The 25,949-nt window shown below is 52.7% G+C and carries 20 protein-coding genes; 11 read left to right on the forward strand and 9 right to left on the reverse strand.

All coding sequences use genetic code 11. The features are described from left to right. Together WH45_RS01970 and WH45_RS01975 are read left to right on the forward strand one after the other, a co-directional pair. Complete coding sequence (locus tag WH45_RS01970; protein WP_046212699.1) at window positions 1-1,209, forward strand: MFS transporter; 1,209 nt, start codon at window positions 1-3, stop codon at window positions 1,207-1,209. 169 nt (window positions 1,210-1,378) lie between these two features. Beyond that, a complete protein-coding gene (locus tag WH45_RS01975; protein ID WP_046212700.1) occupies window positions 1,379-2,167 on the forward strand; it encodes a DUF2087 domain-containing protein in 789 nt (262 codons plus the stop codon). A 179-nt stretch (window positions 2,168-2,346) separates the two neighbouring features. On the opposite strand, the gene WH45_RS01980 is transcribed toward WH45_RS01975, so the two are convergent. The 3 genes from WH45_RS01980 to WH45_RS01990 form a co-directional block, all read right to left on the reverse strand. After that, window positions 2,347-2,826 carry an AbrB/MazE/SpoVT family DNA-binding domain-containing protein gene (locus WH45_RS01980; protein WP_046212701.1) on the reverse strand — a complete coding sequence of 160 codons (480 nt, stop codon included), beginning with the start codon at window positions 2,824-2,826 and terminating at the stop codon, window positions 2,347-2,349. A gap of 378 nt (window positions 2,827-3,204) precedes the next feature. Further along, window positions 3,205-3,885, reverse strand: coding sequence for a CidB/LrgB family autolysis modulator (locus tag WH45_RS01985; RefSeq protein WP_046212702.1), 681 nt, complete (start codon window positions 3,883-3,885; stop codon window positions 3,205-3,207). Further along, window positions 3,882-4,253 (reverse strand): CidA/LrgA family protein, encoded by a 372-nt coding sequence (locus WH45_RS01990; protein WP_046212703.1) that lies wholly within the window; start codon window positions 4,251-4,253, stop codon window positions 3,882-3,884. Before WH45_RS01990 ends, WH45_RS01985 begins: the two co-directional genes overlap by 4 nt. Window positions 4,254-4,378: 125 nt before the next feature. On the opposite strand from WH45_RS01990, the gene cidR reads away from it, so the two are divergent. Further along, window positions 4,379-5,266 (forward strand): cidABC operon transcriptional activator CidR, encoded by an 888-nt coding sequence (gene cidR, locus WH45_RS01995; protein ID WP_046212704.1) that lies wholly within the window; start codon window positions 4,379-4,381, stop codon window positions 5,264-5,266. A gap of 146 nt (window positions 5,267-5,412) precedes the next feature. Here the strand turns inward: cidR and WH45_RS02000 are convergent, their stop codons facing one another. After that, entirely contained in the window at window positions 5,413-5,670 is a 258-nt protein-coding gene (locus WH45_RS02000; RefSeq protein ID WP_046212705.1) for a hypothetical protein, read from the reverse strand. Between the two features lie 231 nt (window positions 5,671-5,901). On the opposite strand from WH45_RS02000, the gene WH45_RS02005 reads away from it, so the two are divergent. From WH45_RS02005 to WH45_RS02015, 3 genes are all read left to right on the forward strand, one after another. Further along, window positions 5,902-6,441, forward strand: coding sequence for an RNA polymerase sigma factor (locus WH45_RS02005; protein WP_046212706.1), 540 nt, complete (start codon window positions 5,902-5,904; stop codon window positions 6,439-6,441). Next, a complete protein-coding gene (locus tag WH45_RS02010) occupies window positions 6,428-7,636 on the forward strand; it encodes a DUF5643 domain-containing protein (RefSeq protein ID WP_046212707.1) in 1,209 nt (402 codons plus the stop codon). The genes WH45_RS02005 and WH45_RS02010 overlap by 14 nt, the downstream gene beginning before the upstream one ends. Window positions 7,637-7,806: 170 nt before the next feature. Continuing rightward, window positions 7,807-8,709: a DUF4179 domain-containing protein gene (locus WH45_RS02015; protein WP_046212708.1), complete on the forward strand. Its 903-nt coding sequence runs from the start codon at window positions 7,807-7,809 to the stop codon at window positions 8,707-8,709. A 119-nt stretch (window positions 8,710-8,828) separates the two neighbouring features. Here the strand turns inward: WH45_RS02015 and WH45_RS02020 are convergent, their stop codons facing one another. The 4 genes from WH45_RS02020 to WH45_RS02035 all read right to left on the reverse strand — a co-directional run bounded on the left by WH45_RS02020 (window position 8,829) and on the right by WH45_RS02035 (window position 14,787). Further along, on the reverse strand, window positions 8,829-9,497 hold the full coding sequence (locus tag WH45_RS02020) for an NPP1 family protein (protein WP_235338229.1): 669 nt from the start codon (window positions 9,495-9,497) through the stop codon (window positions 8,829-8,831). A gap of 380 nt (window positions 9,498-9,877) precedes the next feature. After that, entirely contained in the window at window positions 9,878-10,903 is a 1,026-nt protein-coding gene (gene kdgT / locus WH45_RS02025) for a 2-keto-3-deoxygluconate transporter (protein ID WP_046212710.1), read from the reverse strand. Window positions 10,904-10,949: 46 nt separating this feature from the next. Further along, window positions 10,950-11,981, reverse strand: a complete 1,032-nt coding sequence (locus tag WH45_RS02030) for a tripartite tricarboxylate transporter substrate binding protein (RefSeq protein ID WP_046212711.1) — start codon at window positions 11,979-11,981, stop codon at window positions 10,950-10,952. Window positions 11,982-12,531: 550 nt separating this feature from the next. Further along, window positions 12,532-14,787 carry a helix-turn-helix domain-containing protein gene (locus tag WH45_RS02035; protein ID WP_200897647.1) on the reverse strand — a complete coding sequence of 752 codons (2,256 nt, stop codon included), beginning with the start codon at window positions 14,785-14,787 and terminating at the stop codon, window positions 12,532-12,534. Between the two features lie 553 nt (window positions 14,788-15,340). Between WH45_RS02035 and WH45_RS02040 the strand changes: the two genes are divergently transcribed. After that, window positions 15,341-17,626: an ATP-dependent DNA helicase gene (locus WH45_RS02040; RefSeq protein ID WP_046212712.1), complete on the forward strand. Its 2,286-nt coding sequence runs from the start codon at window positions 15,341-15,343 to the stop codon at window positions 17,624-17,626. A gap of 100 nt (window positions 17,627-17,726) precedes the next feature. Then, a complete protein-coding gene (locus tag WH45_RS22690) occupies window positions 17,727-18,578 on the forward strand; it encodes an alpha/beta fold hydrolase (protein ID WP_052723574.1) in 852 nt (283 codons plus the stop codon). A 157-nt stretch (window positions 18,579-18,735) separates the two neighbouring features. On the opposite strand, the gene WH45_RS22695 is transcribed toward WH45_RS22690, so the two are convergent. Further along, complete coding sequence (locus WH45_RS22695; RefSeq protein WP_052723575.1) at window positions 18,736-21,273, reverse strand: S-layer homology domain-containing protein; 2,538 nt, start codon at window positions 21,271-21,273, stop codon at window positions 18,736-18,738. A 376-nt stretch (window positions 21,274-21,649) separates the two neighbouring features. Between WH45_RS22695 and WH45_RS02060 the strand changes: the two genes are divergently transcribed. The 3 genes from WH45_RS02060 to WH45_RS02070 are packed head-to-tail and all read left to right on the forward strand — an operon-like array spanning window position 21,650 to window position 25,801. Next, window positions 21,650-22,120, forward strand: coding sequence for a MarR family winged helix-turn-helix transcriptional regulator (locus tag WH45_RS02060; protein WP_046212713.1), 471 nt, complete (start codon window positions 21,650-21,652; stop codon window positions 22,118-22,120). Beyond that, entirely contained in the window at window positions 22,113-23,849 is a 1,737-nt protein-coding gene (locus WH45_RS02065; protein WP_046212714.1) for an ABC transporter ATP-binding protein, read from the forward strand. The genes WH45_RS02060 and WH45_RS02065 overlap by 8 nt, the downstream gene beginning before the upstream one ends. Continuing rightward, window positions 23,846-25,801: an ABC transporter ATP-binding protein gene (locus WH45_RS02070; RefSeq protein ID WP_046212715.1), complete on the forward strand. Its 1,956-nt coding sequence runs from the start codon at window positions 23,846-23,848 to the stop codon at window positions 25,799-25,801. The genes WH45_RS02065 and WH45_RS02070 overlap by 4 nt, the downstream gene beginning before the upstream one ends. Window positions 25,802-25,949 lie beyond the last annotated feature (148 nt).

Below are 25,949 nucleotides of genomic sequence, written 5' to 3' on the forward strand. Positions count from 1 at the left end.
ATGTTAGCCAATCGCTATGTCCGCACCATTATTTTGTCCCGGCTGCTGCTGCAGCTGGGGATCTGGATTCGCAATTATGGAGTACTGCTGTATGTCACAGAGACGACCGGCAACAATCCGATAGATGTCTCTTTGATTTCGGTCGCTGAATTTGCACCGATTTTTCTGTTTGCCCTGATTGGCGGGACGCTGGCGGATCGCTGGCAGCCGAGACGTACCATGGTATGGAGCGATCTGCTATCTGCCTTATCCGTAGTCGCTGTATGGCTGCTCGTACTCCAAGGCGGATGGGTCATGCTGCTCGTCGGATCATTCATCTCTGCGAGCCTGTCCCAGTTATCCCAGCCTTCCGCGATGAAGCTGTACAAGCGGCATGTGCCCGAAGCACAGCTGCAGGCGGTGATGTCGCTGTCCCAGTCGCTGATTGCCATATTTACCATTCTGGGACCGGCTGTCGGTACATTTATTTTTATCCGGTTTGGAATTGATGTAACGCTGATTGTAACCGCGCTGCTGTTTCTTGGCTCCTCCTGTATTCTGCTGGGGCTTCCGCGAGATCAGCAGCAGGTAGAGCAGTCAGACAGGCAGGGATTCAGGCATGAACTGAGAGACGGACTGCATTATATCCGCTCCAGTCGTTCGCTCCGTACGCTGAGTCTGACTTTTGCAGCGGTTGGTCTGGCTTCGGGACTCACGCAGCCGCTGCAGATTTTTCTGGTTATTGAGCAGCTTGGATTGGACAAATCCTTTTTGCAATGGTTTCTGATGGTCAATGGAGCAGCCATGCTGGCGGGCGGCATTATTATTACCGGCCTGGCCCGGAAGATGCAGCCGCACCTGATGCTGATCGTCGGCCTGCTGGTGAGTGCAGTCTGTACAGCAGGGATTGGAGCTTCCCGGCAAATGATTCTGACATTTGCGCTGCTGGCGATCAGCGGTTTCTTTTATCCATGCATCCAGGGTGGCATTCAGACGCTGATGATACGGAATACAGAGACTGCTTTTATCGGGCGCGTAACCGGTACGATGATGCCGGTCTTTATGGGTATGATGGTCACAGGGATGCTGATCTCTGGCTATTTCAAGGAATCGTTCTCTCTTTTTTCGGTATATTTGTTCAGCGGCGGTCTGATTGTTATAGGAGCACTCGTGCTGCTGCCGTTCGTTCTTCGCACTACACAACCGGATGAGGAGAAGAGAGCAGCCTAAGAGAGCAGCCTGAGGAGGCGTCCGAATCTCCCATCGGCAGAGACCGGCATGGATGGGGATTGAATATAATCATGTGTATTTATATAATGTCTAAGAAATGAATAGATGAATTCTCCATTTGTTGGATATCATGGATAGGTAATAGAGGGCAGCAGAAAGGAACAAACAGATGAACAAAGTGAAAAAGGACAAGGAATTATCGGAGCGCTTCTGGGAAGCTTCGTTGGACGAATTGAAAAGAGGGTATGTGGAAGATGTGCAGGCCGGGCCGTTTGGCGGCTTTGTGTGCCTGATCGACGGTCAAGTATTTGAGAAAGGGCAGATCTATGCCGAGGACGGCTGCTTTTACGAAGCGGAGCGGTATATGCAGATGCATATCCGTCGCCAGCATGGGTCCATGTTCCACTATTTGCTGACACTGGACAAGAAATGGACCGGTCTGACCGAGCTGCAGAGCAGTCTGGTGGAGGCTTTTTACGAAGGTCAGAGTGATACGGAGATTGTCGCAGAGGCAGGCAGCAGCAAGTCGACGATCCGCAATCATCGTTTCGCGCTGCGGGAGAAAGCCAAGCAGGCGAGAATCTTCCTGGCGATCATGGAGCTGATGGAACAGCAGCAGCAGGACCCGTCGCCTTTTATACCGATTCACCGGACAGCGACGATGCTGGATGAACGGTATGCGATTACCGAGCAGGAGAATGACTCGCTGCTTCAGCAGTATTTTCCGGAAGGACCGGATGGACCGCTCATCGATTTCCCGCGCCGGGAAAAACGGAAAATTGTCATTCTGCGCCATCTGATGAAAAGGTTCGAACCCGGCCGTACCTATACGGAAAAGCAAGTAAACGAGCTGCTGGAGCAGGCTTACTCCGACTATGTCACCTTGCGCCGCTATCTGATCGAATACGGATACATGGACCGCAAGGAAGACGGCAGCGAATACTGGGTCAAGCAGTAAGATCAGCACTGCGGCAGTATGCTGTATCTGTCCATAATAACGGCGAGAGGACCGGTAATGCCGAATCCGATTCTCATATTCATGCAAAAGCGTCAACCCTCTTTTATACAAATAAAAGAGGATTGACGCTTTTCAATCCGTTTATTGACGAAGTGGAGCTGCCGACATGAGCCGGATCATCAGTGTTCTTGATGATGGCCGGCACGCAGTTCTTTTTGAATCTGGCAGACCCGGCTCTGGGAGATACCGAGAATACGGGCCAGTTCATTCTGGGTGGCGCCAGGGTTTTCCTGCATGGCGGCTTCCACCTTGTTCATCATTTCCCCCCGTTTGTTGCGCGATTTGCGCAGAGATGAATGGAGATTACGCTGGGAAGCAGGCGGCTCGGTCATCTCGTCCAGCGGTGTATGCATAGACTCGTCACCCATTTGGCCTGCACAGCCGCCGCAGATGAATTGGTCCTTGTAATACACAAGATCATCGAAGCTGCCGCAGAAAATGCACTGGATGCCTTTGTGCTTGCGGAAAATGATTTCTTTTTCCGTAATAAAAAATTCCATCGGATCGCTAATGCCAATCTCCATCGTATCCCGAATTTCTTTGGGAATCACAATTCGTCCCAGGCTATCTAATTGACGTACCATGCCGGTTTTCTTCATAATAAAGGTCCTCCGCTTGTTCAGTTTGGATGTGATAGAATCAGTCTGTAAGATCCTTTATATAAATATACAACAATATTAGCACCGAATTCATCTTTGGCAAATGACTATGTATAAATATAACCGAAAAAGTCCAAATATATGCGCATAAAGAAAGAGGGAAAATGAGGGATTTACGATGTTTTCGGCAATATCTCCTAATAATTTCAAACGCGATTTGTTAATTTTGGTCATAAATAGCAGTTGTACCTTAGAAGCTTATATTTTATGTTTTAGAATAAATATACATAATTACGTATAATAAGAAGAATAAATCTTAGGAATCAACCGATTGGGCAATACATTCTGTATGTTGTATACAAAAAAAGCCGCCCTTGCTCAGGGCAGCATAATCAATGCAAGAATCGGTGTGGCAGCCAGTGTGAATAACGCAGATAATATCATCGAAATGCTGGAAATGGTACCGGTGAGTGAACTTAGCTCAAACGCTTTGGAAGTACCGGTTCCATGTGCGGCGGTACCGAACAGAATACCGCGCGCAATCTCACCGTCAATCCGCAGCCATTTGACAATGTAAGGTCCGATTATACTGCCGATCAATCCGGTAATGATTACGAAGATGGCGGTAATGGTCGGTACGCCGCCAATCGCCTGAGATACGTTCATCGCAATTGGCGTAGTGATGGAGCGCGGAATAATGCTGCCCATCAGGTCATGATTCAGGTGCATCAAATGGGCCAGCAGTGCAGACGAGCTGACCGCAACGATCGAACCGAACAGTACGCTCGCTACAATCTCGACCGCATGCTTGCGCAGGGTTTTGAGATTTTTGTACAGCGGTACGGCAAAAGCGATCGTCGCCGGCTGCAGCAGACGGGACAGCCATTGTCCGCCTTCGTTGTAGTGGGTATATGGTACATGCATACTCAGCAAAACAATGACCAGTACGAGCGGAGTCGTCAGCAGCGGGGACAGATAGACCCGCGGAAAACGCCGGTACAGCTTTTTGGCTCCCATATAGACGATCAGTGTAGCAAGCAAAAACAGGATGGAATTCATTTGGCGTGACGCTCCTTTCGTCTGGACATAATGGCGGCCAGCAGTCCCGAGCTGACCATAACGAGAATGGTACTGCAGATAACAATAGCGATAATCCGGACACCGTCCTGCTCCAGCATCGGGATGTAATTCATCACACCGACTGCAGACGGGATAAAGAACAGCAGCAGCTCGGCGAGCAGCCAGCTGGCTCCGAGGTCAATCCATTCCACCTTGATCACTCCGGATTGCAGCAGGATGAACAGCAGTGCAATGCCGATAATACTGCCGGGAACCGGCAGATGCAGCCAGTCCGCAAACCAGTTGAGCAGTTCGGAGAAAGCCATCAGAACAGCGACCTGCAAAATGCCTTTCCCTATATTTTTCATAGAAGAGATCCTTCTTTCATTTGCAACTTTTTCTTATATATGAAAGTTTACATCTCTTTCTTTCATAGGTAAAATTCATATATGGCATGAAATGTATTCCATTTGGCTATAGGAGGCGTGTGTGCATGGATATTCGTCATTTGCAGTATTTTATTGAAGTGGCCCGGCTTGGAAGCTTCACCCGGGCGGCGGAGGCCTTATTCATCACCCAGCCGACGATCAGCAAGACGATTCGTTCTCTGGAGGAAGAGCTGGGGGCACCGCTGTTTAACCGGGTCGGGCGTTCGGTTGAACTGACCGATGCAGGCAAGGTCATTGAGCAGCAGGCGCAGAATATCGTCAAGTCCTTTCACAGCCTGTCTTCCCAGCTGGATGATCTGCGCAATCTCAAAAGCGGTCATCTGCGCATCGGACTGCCGCCGATGATCGGGTCGCGCTTTTTCCCGCAGATTATCGGCCGGTTTCACCAGATGTATCCCAATGTGACGATCCAGCTGTTCGAAGATGGCGGCAAAAAGGTAGAGAGTGATGTGGTGAACGGATCGCTCGATATCGGGGTGACCGTGCTGCCGGTGACAGAGAATATACTGGAATATTTCTCGTTTACCGAGGAGAAGCTGAATCTGATTGTGCCGAACAACCACCGTCTGGCTGGAGCGACCGAAGTACAGATGAGTGAGCTAGCCGAGGATTTCTTTGTTATTTTCCGTGAGGACTTTACGCTGCACGGGCGGATTATTGAGGCGTGTATCCGGGTGGGATTCCAGCCGCGTATCATCTATGAGAGTTCCCAGTGGGATCTGATCAGCGAAATGGTCGGCGCCGGACTGGGTGTTGCGCTGCTGCCGGAGACGATCTGCAATCAGATCAATCCACGGAATATACACATTATCTCGAATGTCCAGCCGGTGATTCCCTGGCATCTGGGCGTGATCTGGCATCGTGAGCGTTATTTGTCGTTTGCAGCGAGGGAGTGGCTGCGGTTTACAAGAGAGATGATGGAGACCAGGTAGAGGACGAGGCAGATAGGTAGGGGTACAAGCAGAGATGGTCTGATATTTTTTATCCTAAAATGGCAGTGGAATGAATATGAGATTATGTAATAATATGAATATAAATACACAAAAGGGTGCACCTGTGCAGGAGCATCCTTTTTGTATTAACCTTTATGGCGAGTTGTCCGGCGATGCTGTACCCAGAAGGCAATACCAGCTATTCCTAATATAAGGGAAACCATGCCAAATGAATCCGAAAAAGCAGACCAGACATTATCATAAGTGAACAGACGATAAATGAATAAACCTGCTGAAATTGCCAGAAAGAACACGAAATAATATATTGGCCGTATGCGTTGGAATGCCATGATGAGAATACCAACAATAAAGACAACGAGCAGAGTCATTTCAACATAATCCATATAACCTCCTGAAAGAATGACATGTAGTGCAGGAGCAGCTGCAGTTCTTATTATAGAAGTAACCCATTTTTAGCTTAATTATTTACCTGCTCCCGGTAACCTTTCGCCGGGGTGGGCAGTCTAACCGGTATTCAAGCTGCCATTCGAGCAGACTACCGTACAGAAAATCCTGCCACAACCGACTATCCCAGGTGATACCGGTTCGCGGCGGATCGAGAGAGGATAGCCCATATGAAATATGCCCGTAAGGAAGACGTACTCGCTGCCCGTAACGGGGAGAAGGATGCGTTTATCCAGCTGATGCGTGAGATGGAGAGGCCGCTGTACCGGATGGCCCGCTCTATGCTGAGAAGTGACGATGAATGCGATGATGCGGTACAGGAGACGATGCTCAAGGCATTTCGCAATATACACACTTTGCGTGAACCGGATTATTTCGAGACATGGATCTTCCGGATTCTGATCAATGAATGTCATAATATCGCCCGCAAAGGCGCCCGTGTCGTCGTCACGGATGAATGGAGCAGCCTGCCTGCGAAGACTGATGAATACGAGCGAATCGACGTACAGCAGGCGGTGCACCAGCTGCCGGAACCACAGCGGCTGGTGATCGCCATGCATTATTTTCAGGATATGCCGGTACAGCAGATTGCGGACGTACTGGAATTGTCGGTGGAAGCCGTGAAGACCCGGCTGCACCGGGCACGCAAGACATTAATGGACTGGCTCAGCGATGAGCCGGGAAGGGGACAACATTATGAGACCAGATGAGCTGGATCGTATGCTGAATAAGGAAAAGCAAAAGCAGGACCGTCCGCTGAACGAGCAATCCCGTGCCCGTCTGGAACAGACCTATGCCCGCATACAGGGGATGGAGATGCCAGCTGCACAGCCGGAGCAGTCTGCAGAAGAGAATGTGGATCAACCTGCTGCTGTGGAGATCATGAGCCATACGTCGGCTGAGCTGGAGCCAAGCACAGAATATTCGGCAGCAGGTACACATGGCAAAGGCAAACGTCATAACCGACAGCATTCACGCAGGCGTACTGCTGCCCGCCGCTGGTGGTATGCAGGTATCGGAACCGCAGCAGCAGTGATGATCTTTGCCGCCGGACTCGGTGGCAGCTCCGGCTGGTCACTCGGCAATGTGCCGGTACTGGGCAGCTGGATACAGCCTGAATCTGCACCGAAGAGTCCGGCCGAGAATGTCCCGGCGCCCAATCCGGCAGCGGTCGCACCGGAAATTAATCAGAGTGTGACCCATGGCGATGAGACGATCACCATTACGAGAGCTTCGCTCATCGATGGAGATATGCAGATTGAATACCGGGCGAACAGCCTGGAAGTACTGGAAAAGGTATCGCTGGATTCGATCCGGTACGAAGGCAGGGGGCACGTCAACAGTGTCATGACGTTTGGCAACCCGGTCAAACAGACCGGTGTGTTTGAAGCCAAAGCAGTGGATCTGCCGGATTCTCTTCCTGCTCAGACCGCTGTGGAGATCCGCCTTACTACCGGATCGCCTGGAAGTAATACTGCAGCCGATGCTGACCATACTTCCAATAATCCTGTATTTGATTTCCGGATTCCTGCCGAGCAGATCGGCCGGGGCAAAGTGCTGAATGTAGGGGATACCCGCTCTGCATCCAAAACCGGACACTCCCTGAAGCTGGATAAAGTGCTTTATACGCCGCTGATGGTCAGTGTGGAATTGTCTTCGGCTGGCATCAATGATCCGTGGATTAGTTTTGAAGCGGAAGATGATCAGGGACATGTATGGAAAAGTATCGGCGGCGGCGAACTGGATGCTGCCGATAATCGGCTCCATTATCAGGTAGCCTTTATGGATGGAGAGATTACACCTTCTGCCCGTACCATTACGATCAAGCCGTATTATCAAGATGCGACAACCGGACAGAACAAATATTTGACGGAGCTGAATTTCACGATTCCGGCTACCCAGTAAGCTGCCAGGCCGACCCCGATGGGTCGGCTTTTTTTTATGCATATGCAGACGATATAGAGAATAAATGGAGATGATAGGAAAAGTTTATTCTGTATCCGGTAACCTTTGCCGAGGGAGATTGCTCTAACGGTTGTAACATCACAAAAACAACGATACAGGAGGCAATACTAATGAATACATCCAACAAAAATACAATGAAAGACATTCTGAAACGCAGCGCATGGGGATTGGCAGCTGCAGCCATGGTAGGAGGCGTGACGCTCAGTTCCGGTTATATCATGCAGGCACAGGCAGCACCCGTACAGCATCCTGTCGTGGCCAAGGTACAATCCTCCTCCAGCCAGAGTGACAAGGCTCATACACTCGCCGCAGCGCCGGTAATCAACCAGAGCGTCACCCACGGCAAGCAGACATTGACCCTCACCCGTGTCGTTCTCGTGGATGGTCATCTGCATATCGAATACAAAGGAGATTCACTGAAGACGCTGGAACAGGCTGCACTGTACAGCGTGACGTATCAGGGCAGCAATCTGCTGAATGACGTAATGACTATGGGCACTCCTTCACTGAAAACAGGCGTATTTGAGACCGGTGCGATCCAGCTAGCTTCTCTGCCTGCGGGCGAAGAATTGAAGATCCGCCTGATTACGGGCAGCATGGAGAAGCCGCAGGCATTTGACTATACCATCACTGCCGAGCAGCTGGGTCAGGGAACGGTCAAGGAGTACGGCAAGACCAAATCAACCAAGCAGCACAATCTTACTCTGGAGCAGGTCAATTACTCTCCAATGCTGATCGGTACCGAATGGACATCCGCCTACCAGCCAAAGGGCAGCAATGATCAATGGCTGGGCTTTGAAGCAGTCGACAGCAAAGGCAAGACATGGAAAAGTATCGGCGGCGGCGAACTGGGCGCAGACGGCAAGACGATTCATTACCGTGTGTCCCTGCTGAGTGGCGAAATCTCCCAGGGAGCCAGCACGGTGAAGTTCAAGCCATACTACGGCAACAGCAAAACCGGGAAAAAAGTCTATCTGCCGGAGTTGAACTTTACCATTCCGGTACAGCCTTGATTCATAACGGGTCAGAGCACACTGTGACAAGAAGAACTGCAAAAGTTGGATACCAACCACGAAGAAAAGAGTCTTTGCGATATGCAAAGACTCTTTTTGTATTGCGGGGAGATAGGAAATTATTTATACCATGCCTTCTGCAGGTTGCTGGTAAAGTTGGCATCTTTGAAAGGAACGTTCGCTTTGCCAAAGTCGGTCGTATTCAATGCATTACGTGCCGCCTGGGTCATATCTTCCCAGCTGATCAGAGGCTGTGTGCCGCCCACATCGCTGACGCTGTACAGCGCATGGTTCAGCGGCCAGACGCTCCGGTAGCCGATCAGCGGATGGGTGCCGCTGGTATTGCTGCTGCTCGGTGCGGCCTGCTTGAAATCACCATGCTGGGAATAGGCGATGGACTGGATTTTGGGAGTGGCGACAGCCGGATTATCCAGCCAGACGACGATGCATTCCCAGTCATGCCGATGTCCGAGACCAGGCGACGATTCATCCTTGGGGAAGTACCAGGAGTACATCACTGCCCAGGAGCCGTTATACCAGGCCGATCGTACATACACCTGTCCGGGGCTTTTGCTGCTCTGTCCGTTGGGAGATCCGGTTGGCTCCAGTCCGCCGCCGGTATTGCCCTGGGCGTCAACAGCCGGGAAAGGCACGCTGCCATTATATACTTTCAGATAGGGCTGAAAAGTTTTGGCCGCTTTTTGGGAATCGTTTACCGGAGTTACTTCGCTGAAGCCGATGACGGCATCATGATTGATCACAGCTGCATGAGCTGATGGTGCTGGCATAACTGCCGAGAAAGCGGAGGCTGTCAGTGCAGCGGTGACGATAATTTTGCCAAATGTTTTTTTCATATGTATTCCCTCCATTTCTATTTTCAGGGATTATTATCCTGTTTGGGAGAATAACTGTCTATATGAATATGTGGATGTGAAAGTATCAAATTAAGGTTGTTTACAGAAGTTTACGCAAAACATGAATGACGATAATAATAGGGTGATAGCAGAGGCAATGCATCAAAAAGAGCCTGCTGGATAGGCAGGCTCTCTGGATAACAGAAAGAAGACGGCGATCCGGGTCCATATCGGACCGATTGGCAGATAGAAGTAACCAGCGGATCGATGATCCTCAAATCTTAACGCTATTAATACGTTGTTATAAGAATATTTTACAGGTTCCCCTTCGCACTCCGCAGCTTCATCTCGCCATCCGTCTCCGGGTTGGGTGACGGCTGTATGTCCTGCCGTTTCTTGTTCATATGTTTGGCCCAATAGGCGGTTAGGATTGGCACGAGGATGGATGTGACGATTACGGAAGCGGCGACGAGTGCGGTAGCCGACTGTGCTGCCGGCAGGAACTCGGGCTTCATGCTGGCGACGATGACCGGGTTGGCGACGGCTGCACCTGCCGTACTGGAAGCAGCGAGACCGGCGGTACCGTTGCCGCCACCGATAAACCGGTCGGCAAGGATGAGCGGAATACCGGTAACGATGATTACTGCAACGCCGAGCAGGATGCCGAGCATACCAGTCTGAACGATGACACTCAGGTCAATCGTACAGCCAAGGGCAAAGCCGAAAAAGGGAATCAGCGTCTGGGTCGCTTTGCCAAAGTAGCTGCGCAGATCATGATCCAGGTTACCGAGCAGGAACCCTACCAGGAACGGAAGCACTGCACCGATAAAAGCATGCGGCTCGAATACCGCCAGACCGGTACTGCCAAGAATCAGCATCGTGACGAGCGGACCGGATTCCAGCGACATCAGCACGAATGCACCGGCTTCTTCCTTGGTGCCGTACTGCTGCATAATCGAGGCATACAGACCGCCATTGGTCATATCCATCGCCGCGATCAGCGCGAGCACGGATAGTCCCGCAAAGAATCCGGTCTGTACGCCGCCGGCAGGCAGGAATTGGGCTGCGATCATCGCTACGACCCAGGCGACGGCAATTTTGGTAAGTACGAGGGTACCGGACTTGCGAAGGACGGTACCGGTAGCGCGTATGTCAATTGAAGCGCCCATACAGAAGAACCATACCGCGAGAATCGGCACGGTGCCGGTCATCAGTCCTTTGGTGAAGGAACCGAAATACTCTCCTGCTCCAGGGGTAAAGGTGTGTACCAGCGCACCGATGAACAGCGGCACCAGCATCATGCCGCCCGGTATTTTATCAATCGTTTTCTTGATGTTCATAAGAATCCAATCCTCTCCTGATTACCGACCTGTCACTGAAGCGTTTTCATTTTCGGCTAAGCCCGAGTTCGGGAATCAGTTCAGCATACAGATCATGACTCTGCTGCAGCTGCTGGCGGAAGCCTTCGCTGTCACGGATACGCAGTCCGAGTCCGTGTTCGGCCATCGTCTGTCTGAATTCCTGCTGCTCGGCGCCCCGGGTGAAGGCATCGGCAAGTATTTGGACAATCTCATCGGGTGTATCTTCCGGTACGGCGAGTCCCCGCCATGTACCGCTGAAATTCATCGTATAACCGGTTGCTTCCTGCAGGGTAGGCACATCCGGCAGCGCCTGTGAACGTTCGCTGCCATTGATGGCGAGAACGCGCAGCTTGCCCTGATCGACATAGGTTTTTACTTCAGCCGGACTGACCGGCACAGCATCGACAAATCCGCTCATCAACGCGGATACGGCGGGGCCTGCTCCTTCATACGGAATATGGGTGAAAGTGACATGGGTGGCCTGCTCCAGCGAAGCCGCAGCGAGATGCCAGATGCTGCCTGTACCGGCATTGCCCATTTTCACTTCACCGGGATGGGTACGGGCGTAGCCGAGAAACTCTTCGGCGGTCTTCCACGGTGCATCCGCCCGCACGGTGATGGCAGACGGATCGTAATTGGTCTGGATAATCGGCTTGAACTGCTCATACGTGATCGGCAGCAGACCCATATGCGGCAGGGTCGTCAGCTCGGCGACCAGATAGGTGACCGTATAGCCGTCTGCCCGTGCATTGGCGCCTTCCATCAGGCCGATCGAGCCGCCGCCACCGGTACGGTTCATGACCGTCACGGGCTGGCTGAGATACGGCTGAGCAGCTTCGACCAGTGCACGTGCCGTAATATCCGTGCCGCCGCCGGCAGCATAAGGGACGACCAGCGTAATCGGCTTGGACGGATAATCGGTCGCGGATTTGGCATAGAACGGAACAGCCGACCAATGCCCGGTAAAAAAAGTAACCAGTCCAACAACAACAATCAATCCGGCAGCGAGGCTGCTGTACTTTTTCCAGCGGTGCCATCTGCGATTGTCAGTAGTCACGGCAAACTCCCTCTCTTCGCTGCAGGTCGGTGTTCTAATTGCCGATTCAGGAAGCGGATACGCGGAACAGGCTCATAATAAGGGAACAGGTACTGCATTCCATCGGTCTGTCCATTATTTCCAGTATCGTCTCCTTAATGACACAGTCCTGAATCGGTCCAATCAGTCGACCGAACCTGTATGCAGAATTGGTTGCTCACCTCCATGCGCGCTGTACGGATCGGACAGACGGCAGTATACCGTCGGCATCGTCAGCTGCTGATCGAATGATCATCGCTAGGCCAGAGTCCGGTATACCAGGTCCGTTATAAACAGGCTGCTGCCACTTCATCCGATCTATCCGGACAAGAGCAGCGAGCCCATCTTGCCGTCTGTTACAGCTTCAGTCTAGCGCACCATGAAGGGAATCATCTATCGGTTAATCTTCGTTATCATCTGCAAAAATCCCGGAACCGCGCGGCTTTCGCCGATCTGCATATGTTCTGGCCGATCTGCATATTGCCTCGCGGCAGCTTGTCTGCATGTATATCATGCCGCTGATCAAACCGGATCAGACCTGCTCACGGTATTTGCCGGGGGTGATCGATTTGTGCTTGCGGAAGGTCCGGATAAAGCTGTTCTCGTTCTGGTAGCCGACCTGGGCGGCGATATCGGCAATCCGCAGATTACTGTCACGCAGCAGTTCACAGGCATGATCCAGCCGCAAGCGGGTCAGATAATCATAGACTGTGCTGCCGGTCTGTTCCTTGAACAGGGCACTGACCGAAGATACACTCAGCTGCACATGCTCGGCCACATCCGGCAGACCGATATTTTCACTCAAATGCTGCTGCATGTACTGCTTGATCGCTTCCACCAGCAGATGCTCGCGGGAGCTGCGCTGGATATCCATTTGTCCGGTCAGATGGGTGATCGTGCGGGCACACAATTGTTCCATGTCATCCAGATTCATCGTGGATAACAGATGATGATGGTAATTGACCATATCCGGGGGCAGGGACAGATGCCGCCGGGCAGCGGTGTCCATGAGCTGTTCCAGCAGCCGATGGATCATCAGCCGGACAGCGGAAGGGGACGGCTGATGTACGCGCACCTCTTCGCACCAGCGGTGCAGCCAGACCATTGCAGTCTCGCTGTCCCCCTGCTCCACATCATGCAGCAGTTCCCGCCGCCAGCTATCATCCGGCATCCCATCCTGCGTCATATGGACTTCATGATCTGGCCAGTGGATCGCTCCATATCCCCGATAGAGACGCCGGGACAATGCTGCTGCGGCCTCCTGATGAGATACGGGAGCCTCGGAGATATGCGGCATCTCCGTACCGATTCCGGCAGACAGCGACAGCCGCAGATGTTCGCTGGCGATGGTCATCATCCGCTGCACATCCTGCTGCAGCTGCGTTCGGCGTTCTTCTGATGTCTGTGCCAGACGCGACTGTACCATCCAGATAAAGCTGTCCTGTTCTCCGGTAATCCCGACCGTCCTCCAGTACGGCTCCAGAATCTCGGCCATCATATTATTGAGTGCGTACTTTAGCAGCATCCGGTCGGACTCGGAGTAGGCGGCAGACCATTCCGAATAGCGGTCGATCGAGAGGACTAGGATCACTGACGGACCCGGCTGCCAATCCTGGAAATACTGCCCCCATTTGCTATGCATCTCCTGCGGCCCGATATTGCGGTGCAGCACATCCTGTACATACTTGGTCCGCAGCTCCGGCAGGCTGCGCTCGGCGACGAGTGCCTTGCTGTGAAAGTCACCGACCAGCTTGTGGATCACCGGTTCCAGATCATACAGTGACTGCCTTGAACCGTCCGGGTCTTCGGGATGCAGCAATCGGTTGATCCGGCGCAGCGGACGAAAAGCCGCATAGCTGTAGGAATAGATAGCTGCACAGCCGATCAGGATGGAGATCAGCGAGAGCAGCAGCATCATATTGCGGGCCAGCTTTACATTTTTGAGCAGCTGTTCGGTCGGGACGAGGGAGACGAGCCGCCATCCGGTCACATCGGAGAACGTCTGGTTCGCCATATAGCTCTGCCCGTTCAGCTCCACATAGGCATACGGCTGTACGCCCAGTTCTGCGAGTACCTGCTGCATGCCATCCGCCGGAACAGAGCTGCTTAGCTTGGGATAAATGAGTCGTCCATCCAGATCATATACATACTGCGAGCTGGACAGATGAATATAAAAGTTCGAGAAAAACCGGTCATAATCCAGATTAATCAGCACCGCTCCGGTGACCTGGCTGCCGGTAAGTACAGGCCGTGCCAGCGACAATAGCTCGGTCTCTCCCTGATCGGGATCGGTGCCCTGCCATCTGCGCTCGATCAGCAGCGGCTTGCTGCGTACCTGCTCAATCCAGTCGGTCCATGTACGGTCGGGTGCCTTGTCCCAGCTGCTATAGCCGGATTCGCTGGAGATCACGCTGTGATCGCTGAACCGGATCAGATCAATTGACCGGATCTCCCGGTCAGCGGCAGCGGTACGCAGATACTGCTGTATTGTGGCTGTCAGTGCAGGGCTGGCCTCTTCACCCAGCCGGATATACTGCAGTACATCCGGCTGAAAGGAAGCATCAACCGCCTTGTTGTCCGATTCGCGGAAAGCACGGTTGGTCACATCGAGATTGATCTGCAGCAGTTCAATATTCGGTGTATTCAGCTCACTGTCCAGCTCTTGGCGGTAGCGGGAATACGAGAACAGTCCAATCGCGGTAATCAGCAGCGACAGACAGAGGGTCAGCAGCAGAATGAGCCGGGTCTGTTTGTTTTGCAGCAGGAACTTTAATCGAAGTCGGAACATGCAGCAGTCTTCATCCTTCCTTGAATGCATCGGTTATTTCCCTGAAACCCGATGCTGTAATATATATGGAAACGGTACCTTTTCACTTCAAGATTGCGCTTACAATTGTAAATGGAGAGGAATGAATACGCAGTGTGGTTTGCTACATGATATAGGGTGGTGTGGTAGATCATTTGTGCTTGAGATCATCGGTGCTGTATGTAATCCGGGCATGACGAACTGCTGCAGGCTGCAGACAGGACACCGACCATGCGCTCTTTTATCCACAATCGGTCTCGATTCCATATTATCCATCTTTTGCTATTATATAAGAAACATCCGATACGGTCGAACAGCAGTACCGGAAGTGCGTATTGGAATCGGCAGGTCAGTGGCACCATGCGTGTGAATAGATGAACAGCCGATTTCTAATGATAAATGATCACCTGCGTCTCGGGATTGACGTTTTGTGAGATAATAAAGGGTACAGTACAATAAGAACCATGAACACAGCGCGAACATAAACAGACCATCTGAACCTATATAGCAGGCACCATGAAAGGAAGACACCCACATGACAACAATCATCGATATTCCTGTCCGTCCGCTGGTGGAGTACGTTTATCGTACAGGCAGCATCGAGTCCGGATTCCGGGTCGCCCAGTCGATGCAGGAAGGCACACGCATCCACAAGCAGATCCAGCAGGGCTACGGAGAACAGGGCGAGAAGGAGGTACACCTCAAGACAGAGATCCCCTATCATGATCTGCTGTTCCGGATCGAGGGACGCTGTGATGGACTATGGATCGACGAGGATGGTCTGCTGACTGTCGACGAGATCAAGTCCACCTCCATCTCGGCCGAGGATATCGGCGACGGACGGGAGGTACACTGGGCACAGGCGCAGATGTACGGCTACATGCTGGCTCTGGATCGTGGGCTGGAGCAGGTACGTATCCAGCTCACCTATGTGCATAAGAGCAGCGGCAAAGAAACCCGGCTGGAACGTATCCGTACCCGCCAGCAGCTGGTCGACTTTGCCATGGATACGGTTGCCCGGTATGCACCCTACGCCGAGATGCTGGCCGAGCACCGCCGCAGACGCAATGCCAGCATCGAACAGCTGGCGTTCCCCTTCTCGGGCTATCGGTCCGGGCAGCGGCAGTTTGCCGGAGCGGTCTATAAGACGATTGGCGAGCAGGTCAATCTGTTCGCCGAAGCGCCGACAGGTACAGGCAAGACGATCTCGACCCTGTTTCCGGTCATCAAAAGTATCGGCAATGAACGTGCCGAGCGTCTCATGTATATTACTGCCAAGACCGTAACCCGCGCCAATGCCGAAGATGCACTGATCCGGATGCAAAATAACGGGCTGCATCTGCACGGGGTGACGATTACCGCCAAGGATAAAGTCTGCTTTTGCACGGCTGACGGGATCAAAGGACGGGAGAACTGTGCCTATACGGAAGGCTATTACGACCGGATCAACGGGGCGATTCTGGATATGCTGACCGAAGAGACGATGATGACCCGAGATATTATCGAGCAGTATGCACGCAAGCATAATGTCTGCCCGTTCGAGCTATCGCTGGATGCGTCGTATGCCTCGGATGCGGTTATCTGTGACTACAACTATGTATTCGACCCGCGTGTGTCGCTCAAGCGGGTAACGGATGATCAGCGCAAGAGTACCGTACTGCTCGTGGATGAGGCACATAATCTGGTCGACCGAGGACGCAGCATGTTCTCGGCAGCACTGAACAAGTCGGACTTTCTCGATCTGAAAAGGGATTACCAGCAGTCCTCGGAATCGCTGTCCAAGATTGCCAGTGCGGTCAACGCATATTTTATCCGGCTGCGCAAGCAGATGGGCGAGAAGAACTTTATCCAGAGCCGGGAGGCGCCGGAGGAGATTTTCAAGCTACTGGAAGAATTCACGATCCGGGCGGAAGTGACGCTGCTGGAGCAGGGCGGTAGCGGGGATACGGATCAGCTGCTGGAGACGTATTTTGCCGTGCAGGCGTTTCTTCGTATCGGGCGGATCTACGATATGGAGAGCCATATTACGTATGCCGAGATGGACGGCAGCAATGTGCTGCTGCGCATGTTCTGCATCGATCCGTCCCTGCAGCTGCATCAGACGGCCAAAGGCTATCGCTCGGTCATCCACTTCTCCGCTACCTTGTCACCGATCGGCTATTACCGGGATATGCTCGGTGCGGATGAAGAAGATTATAATATCTCGATTCCATCTCCATTCTCCAGAGAGCAGCTGGAAGTGCGGATTGTGCCGCTGTCGACACGCTACCGTGACCGGGAAAAGACCCGGGATGAACTGGCCCGGCTGCTGGCCGAGCTGGTCAATGAGCGTCCGGGCAATTATCTGGCCTTTTTCCCGTCCTATCAGTATATGCAGGATGTGGTGACCGTATTCGAGACGCTGGGTGCGGATACGGATGTGCTGATTCAGCAGTCCAATATGGCGGAAGAAGAGCGCGACCGGTTTTTGAATGCTTTTCAGAGTGACAACAAGCGTACACTGACCGGGTTTGCCGTGATGGGCGGTATTTTCAGTGAAGGGGTCGATCTGGCCGGTGACCGGCTGACCGGTGTCATCATCGTCGGCGTCGGTCTGCCGCAGCTTGGACCGGAGCGGGAGATGATCCGCGAGCACTTCAGCAAGGGCGGACACAGCGGGTACAATTATGCCTATGTGTATCCCGGTATGAACAAAGTGCTGCAGGCCGGCGGACGACTGATCCGCACCGAGCAGGATCGCGGCCTGCTGCTGCTGGTTGATGACCGCTTCCTCCAGCGTCCGTATGTACAGCTGCTGCCACCGGAGTGGCGCCCGGAGTAAGGCAGAAGACGGGTGGTATGCATTGCTCGAAGATCATTTTCCAAAAAAGAATGATTGCAGCATCCAACTCGTACATAAGGGAGAGCTGGGAGGTAAGTCTATGATGGCCATGATTAACGGAATACCGCTCTGGTACACGGATGAAGGAACAGGCCTGCCGATTGTACTGCTGCATGGCGGGCCGGGTGCCTACGATTATATGGAGCCGGTCTCTGCGCTGCTGGATCAGCGGCTGCTGCGAGTGATTCGTTATGATCAGCGCGGCAGCTGGCGCTCCGGGAAGACAGGTCCTTATGATTTGGAGACATTTATAGAGGATCTGGAGCAGCTGAGAATACATCTCGGGATGGAACGCTGGATGATATGCGGTCATTCCTGGGGCGCCTCACTGGGACTGGCTTATACAGCTCATTATCCGCACCGTGTGGATGCGCTGATCTATCTATCCGGCACTGGCATTGATCCGGCATGGCATGAGCAGTACCGGATCAATCGTCTGGCAGCCATGAATTCTGTTGATCGGGAAGAGTATATCCATCTGCGCTCCATATTGGGTACACTGACCGGAGAGCTGTGGCAGCATACCTCTGATCGTATACGCGAGCTCAGCGTCAGGACAGATCTGGTGCGGCAGGAGCAATATGACCAACTGCCGCGTGTAGACGGGCAGTATCTAAATAATGAAGTGAACCGTCAGCTGATAGACAGCGTTAGTGCTTACTTTGCGACCGATTCTTTCCGGCAGGCACTTGCCGGTATGGCAGTTCGGGTGCTGTGCATTCACGGCGAGAATGATCCGAGGCCGGTTTCAGTGGTGCGGCAGCTCTCGGACAAACTGCCACAGGGAGTGCTTATATCGATTGAAGACTGTGGTCATTATCCCTGGCTGGATCAGCCCGAGGAACTGGGCCGCCGGCTGCAGCATTTTTTAATGTACGGGACCATGGAATAGCACAGTTAATTACTTTGATAACGGTCTGTATATAGCAAATCATCCCCAAACTCAACCCACCAAAAAACCTCCTTTCCCCAACATGGATTCATGCGGGAAAAGGAGGTTTTTGTGATTGTGCATTTAAGATTGCAATCAATTATACATACAAAAGATATTAATGAGAGGCCTTGTTGATCGCATTATATGCCCAGTGCTTCGCGGGTACATCTTTCCAGGAAGCGGCTGTTGTGGCATTGTCTGTAGAGCTATCCTGCAGACGGTTCAGTACAGTAACGATCTCTGCGCGGGTGATTGGCTTGTCCGGGTAGAACTTGCCATCCGGGTAGCCCTGCATCCATCCGGCACTTACGACCTGCTGGATATAAGCGGCAGCCCATGTTCCATTCAGATCGGATGCCTGTACGGAGGAATTGCTATCCGCTGCTGTATCGAGTTCTTTCCAGCGGGCAATCAGAGACGCCAGCTCGGCACGGGTCATGGCTTTGCTTGGTTGGAAACTGCCGTCCGGGTAGCCTTTCATCCAGCCGTAGGACTGGATCAGCTGGATACCGCCGGAAGCCCAGTACGTGGCAGGAACATCCTTAAAGGAAGTGCTCGCTGCACTGACCGACTCGCTGCCGTTCAGCAGGCGCTCCAGCATGACAGACAGTTCAGCACGGGTAACCTGCTGATCCGGACGGAATGTGCCATCCTCGTACCCCTGGATATATCCGCTGGTTGTTACGGATTTTTTGGCGGTACTGCCGGACTTGCTGCGTTTGCTGTCTGCGGCAGGGGCTGCTGCCTCGGAAGATGCTTCTCCGGTTGGAACAATATCATCCAGACGGGAAGCGCCGCCTCCGCCTCCACCGCCGCCTGCAAATACAGGGGCAGGTGCACCCGGATCTACCGGAACCATAGGGATGATTGGGAACGTAATCGTAACCGGCGGCCCTGGTGCGATATAGGTGTCAGAAGTTGGTGTGGGTGCCGGTACAGCAGTGACCGGTGTGGAAGCTGCCGGTTCCGGTGCTGATGGCACAGGTGTGGATACAGCCGATTCCGAAGTTTCTGGCTGTGCAGGTACAGGTTCTGATTGTACTGGCGTATCTGCAGCAGCATTTACCTTGATCGTATACGTTTTGAATTTGCCATTTGGTGCAGTCACCTGCAGGTCAAGGGCAGTCAGGCTGCTGCTCAGCGGCTCGGAATATTTCAGCTGCTGGGTGCCGTATACCTGCTCGGTCACAGTTACACCATTTACCGATAGGGTGGTATCCGGATCATATACGCTGGCAAATACGGTTATTTCCTCTGCTCCGGCGTTCATGTTGGCTTCATACGAAGTTACATCCCGTTGGAACATAGGAGTAAGCGAGCCATTGACCAATGACAGTGAAGTCAGCTCGGTCTTGCGGTCCGGTGCCTGGGCATGAATGGTAAATGCCTTCTCCAGCATGCCGCCTTTTGGTCCGGTAGCACGTACGCGGATCGAATAGCTGCTTACGCCAGGAGTCAGTGGTGCATCGATCTCCAGACGGTTGTTGCGAATAGCAAAGAACTTGTTGTCACGGTCATTCTCGCCGTTAACAAGAGTATAGATGATCGGTGCATACGTATCCTCGGTCACCGCAGAGAATTGCCCAACGACCGTTCCCGGCTGTGCATCCCAGGTGAGTGTATCGTCGGAAAGTGTAACATCGGCTGGCGCATCATTCAGAGCAGTGGTGTAATCCGCATGGATCGCAGCCAGTGCGCCGTTCATATCCGGGTCTACACTGCTGTAAAAGACCAGCTCTGTTGTCTCGCCCGGCTCCAGATTACCGGCGTCAAAGGCCAGTGTCAGCCAGTCATCCGAAGCTGCTGCAGCCACGTGGATGCCTCCGTCTGCACGAAATGCCGGTTCACTGTAAGGATTGCGGCTGAAACCGATGGAAGCCTGGGCGCGCGGGTCGCTGGCTACATACATAAATACATTATCGCTTTTGTTGCCGATTGCCGCAGCAATCGCATCGGGATCTTGTGGTGGATTGGAAGGTACCCAGTTGATGGTGCTGTTGTCGCCATTCAGATCAGCATCCATATCAGGGTCGAGGAAGCGCATATAATGAACATCGTAGACGGAGGCGGTTACGCTGGTGTTGGTGAGATGAATAGTTGTTTTATAAAAAGAGTCTCCTGGCTTGAATGAAATCGTCTGTTCGACTCCGAGTGCTTTGTCCAGCGTGGTGCCGGTTGTTTTGGCGGCGAGCTGTTCTTCGGTAGAAATATCTTCCGTAGTGCCGGGTACTTCGATACTGCCGTTTTGCTCTTCATTGGTAAAGCTCTGTGGACTGGCTTTTGGCGCGGAACGGTAGCCGACCGTAAATCCTTCGGATGGACTGCCCGGCAGCACATAGTCGCCGCTGGTCATTTCCTTGCCTGTATCATAACCGTCGCTATCGGTATTCAGTCCGATCGTTTTACGAAGCGGACCAGGGTGGAATCCGGCGGGGCTGTCACTGGATGTGCCCAGTGTACCACTTTCGGAGATACCCAGCTCAATATACGAACCGCCCAGATAAGTGTCTCTGCCTACCTGCTCATGCCGTGCCAGTGCATCGGCGTGAACATTTACAGGAAGAGAGGGCAGCAATAGCAAGACAGCCAGCCAGCCGCAAACGCGCGGTTTGAGAGATACGTGATGTTGCGAACGCAGCCTGCTCCTTCTCATATTCAATTAACCTCCTTTATATCTTGAGAATTGCATAAATCTGCAAATACTCTATTACTATTTATCGTAAAATATTTGTTATTTTTAACATTTATATGGCAAAAAAAATAGAAATGTCGAAATTAGCCGAATTTACCCCCAATATATGGTGATAATATTGTTCATTTACCAATATTTTGGTAACAAACATTCTTAATTTGTAAGAATAAGCTTAAAATGTGGTGAAGTAATGGTATGATATAACTAATGATTGACAAGAATTTAATGAGAGTTATAAAATTAGGTAACCTAATAAATAGTCTAACTAAATAATAGTATATAGATCTCGGGGTGAATGACTGTGGATGAAGAACTGAAGTTTGAAGGAATATCACCAATGGGTGAGGAATTGTTGCGTGCATTCCGCCTGTTCCGCAGAGCGGACTGGCGCCAAAAGCCGGTCGCCGGCTATAAGCCGAGTGAGATTATGGCACTGATCTGTATCGGCAATCAGGAAGACTGCAAAAGCTGCGGGATTCAGGTATCCGAACTGAGCCGTATGCTTCGTGTCACTTCTCCGACGGTAACCCAGTTAATCAAGGGCATGGAAAATGATGGCCTGGTGGAGCGCAATATGGATCAGACTGACCGCCGCGCGGTTCGTGTAACCTTAACGGATAAAGGCGAGACCATTATGGATCAGTCCCTGGCTGTCTTCAAGACTTCTTTTGAAGGACTGGTAGATTATCTCGGCGAAGAGGACAGCCGCAAATTGTCCGAACTGCTGGGACGTGTATTTGAGTATTTCCAGGATCGGGTGTTTGAACCGGTAGAACCTGCCCATAAGGGAGATGGTCTGGGTGACTAGACTGCTCCGCCAGCTGCGGCCTTATTATCCAATAATAGGGCTTATTCTGGTGCTTACTTTTTTGCAAACGATGTCGGAATTGTTCCTGCCGACGCTGATGGCGGATATTGTGGATACCGGGATTGCCGCCGGTAACACGCCGTATATCTGGCGTATCGGCTCCTATATGATTATTTTCGCCGCGGTTGGGATGTTATGTTCGATCACGGCCAGTTATTTTTCGGCCAAAGTCGCGATCGGGTTCGGGCGTGATCTGCGCAGCCGCGTATTTGCGCATGTGGAGAACTTCTCGCTGCAGGAATTTGACCGTATCGGTACGGCTTCATTGATTACACGTACGACCAATGATATTACCCAGCTGCAGCAGGTGCTGACGATGATGCTGCGCATGATGCTGATGGCCCCGCTGATGATGCTGGGCGGTCTGATCATGGCGATCTCCAAGCAGGCTCAGCTGTCGCTGATCTTTGTCGTGGTCATTCCGGTACTCGGTCTGGCCATTTTCCTGATTGGCCGCAAAGGAATGCCGCTGTTCAAAGAAATGCAGACCCGGCTGGACAAGCTCAACATGGTCATTCGCGAGAATCTGACCGGTATCCGGGTCATCCGTGCCTTTAACCGGGATCGTTATGAGAACAAACGGTTCGACGGTGCCAGCCGCGGTCTGGCCGATACGGCGATCCGGGTCAACAAGCTGATGGCATTGATGATGCCGGTCATGATGATCGTGTTGAACTTTTCGATTATTGCGATTATCGGCTTTGGCAGTGTGGAGATCAGCTACGGACGGATGCAGGTCGGTGACCTGATGGCCTTTGTCCAGTATGCGACCCAGATTCTGTTCTCGTTCCTGATGCTATCGGTGATCTTTGTCATGGTACCGAGAGCTTCGGCTTCGGCGACACGGATCAATGAGGTGCTGGACATGCAGCCGGATATTGTGAATCCGACAGAACCGGTACAGCTGTCCAATGAACGTCAGCAGCCGGTGACGCTGAAGTTTGACGATGTGACGTTTCATTATCCGGGCGCCGAGCAGGCTGCGCTGGAGCATATTACCTTTGAAGCCAGACGAGGTGAAGTGACCGCGATTATCGGCGGTACCGGCTCAGGCAAGTCAACGCTGGTCAATCTGATTCCGCGCTTCTATGATGTGAGCAGCGGCCGGATCGAAGTGAACGGCACCGATGTACGTGAGCTGGAGCAGTCTGCCCTGCGGTCTCGGATCGGTTATGTTCCGCAAAAAGCGATGCTGTTCAGCGGCACGATTGCGGACAATATCCGCTATGGCCACGAGACGGCGACCGATGAAGAGATAATCCATGCTGCCCGTATCGCGCAGGCGGATGAATTTATCTCGGGTATGCCGGAAGGCTATCGGTCGGAGATCGCTCAGGGCGGTTCCAATGTGTCCGGCGGGCAAAAACAGCGTTTGTCGATTGCGCGGGCGCTGGTACGGCGGCCGGAGCTGTATATTTTCGATGACAGCTTCTCGGCACTGGACTTCAAGACCGATGCCCGGCTGCGCGCTGCCCTCCGCGAGGAGACGACCGAGGCGACTGTACTGATGGTCGCCCAGCGGGTGAGTACCGTGATGGATGCCGACCGGATTATCGTGCTCGATGAAGGCCGTATGGCCGGTATCGGCACACACCGTGAATTAATGGACACCTGTGAAGTATACCGTCAGATCGTATCTTCCCAGCTGTCCGAGGAGGAAATCGCATGAGTGAACCATCGAGAAACCGATCATCAGCGAAGCCTCAGGGAGGACCCATGGGTGGCCCGGGCGGCCCGCCCGGCATGTCGCTGCCGGGGGCCAAACCCAAAAATTTTAAAGGAACACTGCGTCGTCTAACCGCCTACCTCAAGCCCCACTGGGTGCCGCTGATTGGTGTACTGGCCGCGGCGATTCTCAGTACATTGTTCAGCATTGTCTCGCCGCGTATTCTTGGACTGGCGACGGATGAGCTGTTCACCAGTGTTACCGGCGGGCGCGAGATTAATTTTGATTACATTTTCCGGCTGCTGCTCATGCTGGGCGGGCTGTATCTGTTCAGCTCGCTGTTCGCTTATTTGCAGCAGTATTTTATATCAGGGGTTGCCCAGAATACCGTCTACGAGATGCGTCGCGAAGTCAAAGGCAAGCTGACCCGCCTGCCGCTGCGCTACTATGACCGGCATACGCACGGGGAAGTGCTGAGCCGTGTCACCAATGATATGGACAATATCAGTACGACCCTGCAGCAGAGTCTGACGCAGATGATTACGTCGATCGTTACGCTGATAGGTGTCATTATCATGATGCTGACGCTCAGCCCGATCCTGACGCTTATTACCGTGCTTACCATTCCGCTCAGCCTGATCGTGACCATTGTTGTCGCCAAGCGTTCGCAAAAGCATTTTGCCGGACAGCAGGCGGCCCTGGGACGATTGAACGGGCATGTGGAAGAGCTGTATACCGGTCACTCGATCGTCAAGGCATTCGGACAGGAGCGCAAGGCTGTAGAGGAATTTGATACGCTCAATAATGATCTGTATGATTCCGGCTGGAAAGCACAGTTTATCTCCGGTACGATCATGCCCCTGATGAACTTTGTCAGCAATATCGGCTTTGTGCTGATCTGCGTGGTCGGCGGGATCATGGTGACGCGCGGCAGCATCGGAATCGGCGGGATTCAGGCCTTTATCCAATATGCGCGCCAGTTCTCCCAGCCGATCACCCAGCTGGCCAATATCTCGAATATTATCCAATCGGCGATTGCGTCGGCAGAACGAGTATTTGAGGTGCTGGATGAAGAGGAAGAAGAAGATCATCTGCCGGGCACACTTGCTGCTCCGGCTGCAGCTGCCACTTCCGCAGCCAGCCATGCAGATGGGACAGCTGCTGGTTCAGTCGCAGCCGATCAGGCAACGCAGCCTGTGACAAGACCGGGATTCCAGGCCAATGTGGATTTTGAGCATGTACAGTTCGGCTACAAGCCGGATCAGCTGCTCATTCAGGATATGAACATTCATGTAAAAGCCGGCCAGACCGTCGCGATTGTCGGTCCAACCGGCGCCGGCAAGACGACGCTGATCAATCTGCTGATGCGGTTCTATGAACTGAATGGTGGACGCATCCTGATCGATGGTCAGGATATCCGGGAGATGTCACGCGGAGAGCTGCGCAGTCTGTTCGGTATGGTGCTGCAGGACACCTGGCTGTTCGGCGGTCCGATCCGCGATAATATCGCCTATGGACGCGAGCATGCGACCGAAGCGGAGATTATACAGGCAGCCGAAGCTGCACGGGCGGACCATTTTATCCGTACGCTGCCGGAAGGCTATGATACCGTGCTGAATGAGGAAGCGTCGAACATTTCCCAGGGGCAAAAGCAGCTGCTGACGATCGCCCGCGCCATTCTGGCGAATCCGTCGATCCTGATTCTGGATGAGGCGACGAGCAGTGTCGATACCCGTACCGAAGTGCTGATCCAGCAGGCGATGAACGAGCTGATGCAGGGACGGACGAGCTTCGTCATAGCGCACCGGTTGTCCACGATTCGCGGAGCGGATCTAATCCTGGTGATGAACCATGGTGAAGTGATCGAGCAGGGAACCCATGAGGAACTGCTGGAAAGCGGCGGATTCTACGCCGACCTGTACAACAGCCAGTTCTCCGGACAGGAAGCCGGCTGAGATCGGTAACAGTGCTGCAGGGATGCAGCATATCAAGCGAGGTAATAGTGAAAAGATGAAAAGGCCCGTTGATTGGATAGGATGCTATCCGGTTAACGGGCCTTTTATGTGCAGGTTGGAGAAAATCCGTATCTGTAGAAGATCCGTG

Origin of the sequence: Paenibacillus wulumuqiensis, from assembly GCF_000971965.1 — a bacterium.
In the GTDB taxonomy this organism is placed as follows: domain Bacteria; phylum Bacillota; class Bacilli; order Paenibacillales; family Paenibacillaceae; genus Saccharibacillus; species Saccharibacillus wulumuqiensis.

Bases quoted from the DNA above. Each gene is read 5' to 3' on its own strand.
- WH45_RS01990 (WP_046212703.1), bottom strand. From the start codon at position 4,253: ATGAAAAATATAGGGAAAGGCATTTTGCAGGTCGCTGTTCTGATGGCT.
- WH45_RS01985 (WP_046212702.1), bottom strand. From the start codon at position 3,885: ATGAATTCCATCCTGTTTTTGCTTGCTACACTGATCGTCTATATGGGA.
- WH45_RS22695 (WP_052723575.1), bottom strand. From the start codon at position 21,273: ATGAGAAGGAGCAGGCTGCGTTCGCAACATCACGTATCTCTCAAACCG.
- cidR (WP_046212704.1), top strand. From the start codon at position 4,379: ATGGATATTCGTCATTTGCAGTATTTTATTGAAGTGGCCCGGCTTGGA.
- WH45_RS02035 (WP_200897647.1), bottom strand. From the start codon at position 14,787: ATGTTCCGACTTCGATTAAAGTTCCTGCTGCAAAACAAACAGACCCGG.
- WH45_RS01980 (WP_046212701.1), bottom strand. From the start codon at position 2,826: ATGAAGAAAACCGGCATGGTACGTCAATTAGATAGCCTGGGACGAATT.
- WH45_RS02010 (WP_046212707.1), top strand. From the start codon at position 6,428: ATGAGACCAGATGAGCTGGATCGTATGCTGAATAAGGAAAAGCAAAAG.
- WH45_RS02070 (WP_046212715.1), top strand. From the start codon at position 23,846: ATGAGTGAACCATCGAGAAACCGATCATCAGCGAAGCCTCAGGGAGGA.
- WH45_RS02000 (WP_046212705.1), bottom strand. From the start codon at position 5,670: ATGGATTATGTTGAAATGACTCTGCTCGTTGTCTTTATTGTTGGTATT.
- WH45_RS02005 (WP_046212706.1), top strand. From the start codon at position 5,902: ATGAAATATGCCCGTAAGGAAGACGTACTCGCTGCCCGTAACGGGGAG.
- WH45_RS02040 (WP_046212712.1), top strand. From the start codon at position 15,341: ATGACAACAATCATCGATATTCCTGTCCGTCCGCTGGTGGAGTACGTT.
- WH45_RS22690 (WP_052723574.1), top strand. From the start codon at position 17,727: ATGATGGCCATGATTAACGGAATACCGCTCTGGTACACGGATGAAGGA.
- WH45_RS02060 (WP_046212713.1), top strand. From the start codon at position 21,650: ATGGGTGAGGAATTGTTGCGTGCATTCCGCCTGTTCCGCAGAGCGGAC.
- WH45_RS02015 (WP_046212708.1), top strand. From the start codon at position 7,807: ATGAATACATCCAACAAAAATACAATGAAAGACATTCTGAAACGCAGC.
- WH45_RS02020 (WP_235338229.1), bottom strand. From the start codon at position 9,497: ATGCCAGCACCATCAGCTCATGCAGCTGTGATCAATCATGATGCCGTC.
- WH45_RS01970 (WP_046212699.1), top strand. From the start codon at position 1: ATGTTAGCCAATCGCTATGTCCGCACCATTATTTTGTCCCGGCTGCTG.
- WH45_RS01975 (WP_046212700.1), top strand. From the start codon at position 1,379: ATGAACAAAGTGAAAAAGGACAAGGAATTATCGGAGCGCTTCTGGGAA.
- kdgT (WP_046212710.1), bottom strand. From the start codon at position 10,903: ATGAACATCAAGAAAACGATTGATAAAATACCGGGCGGCATGATGCTG.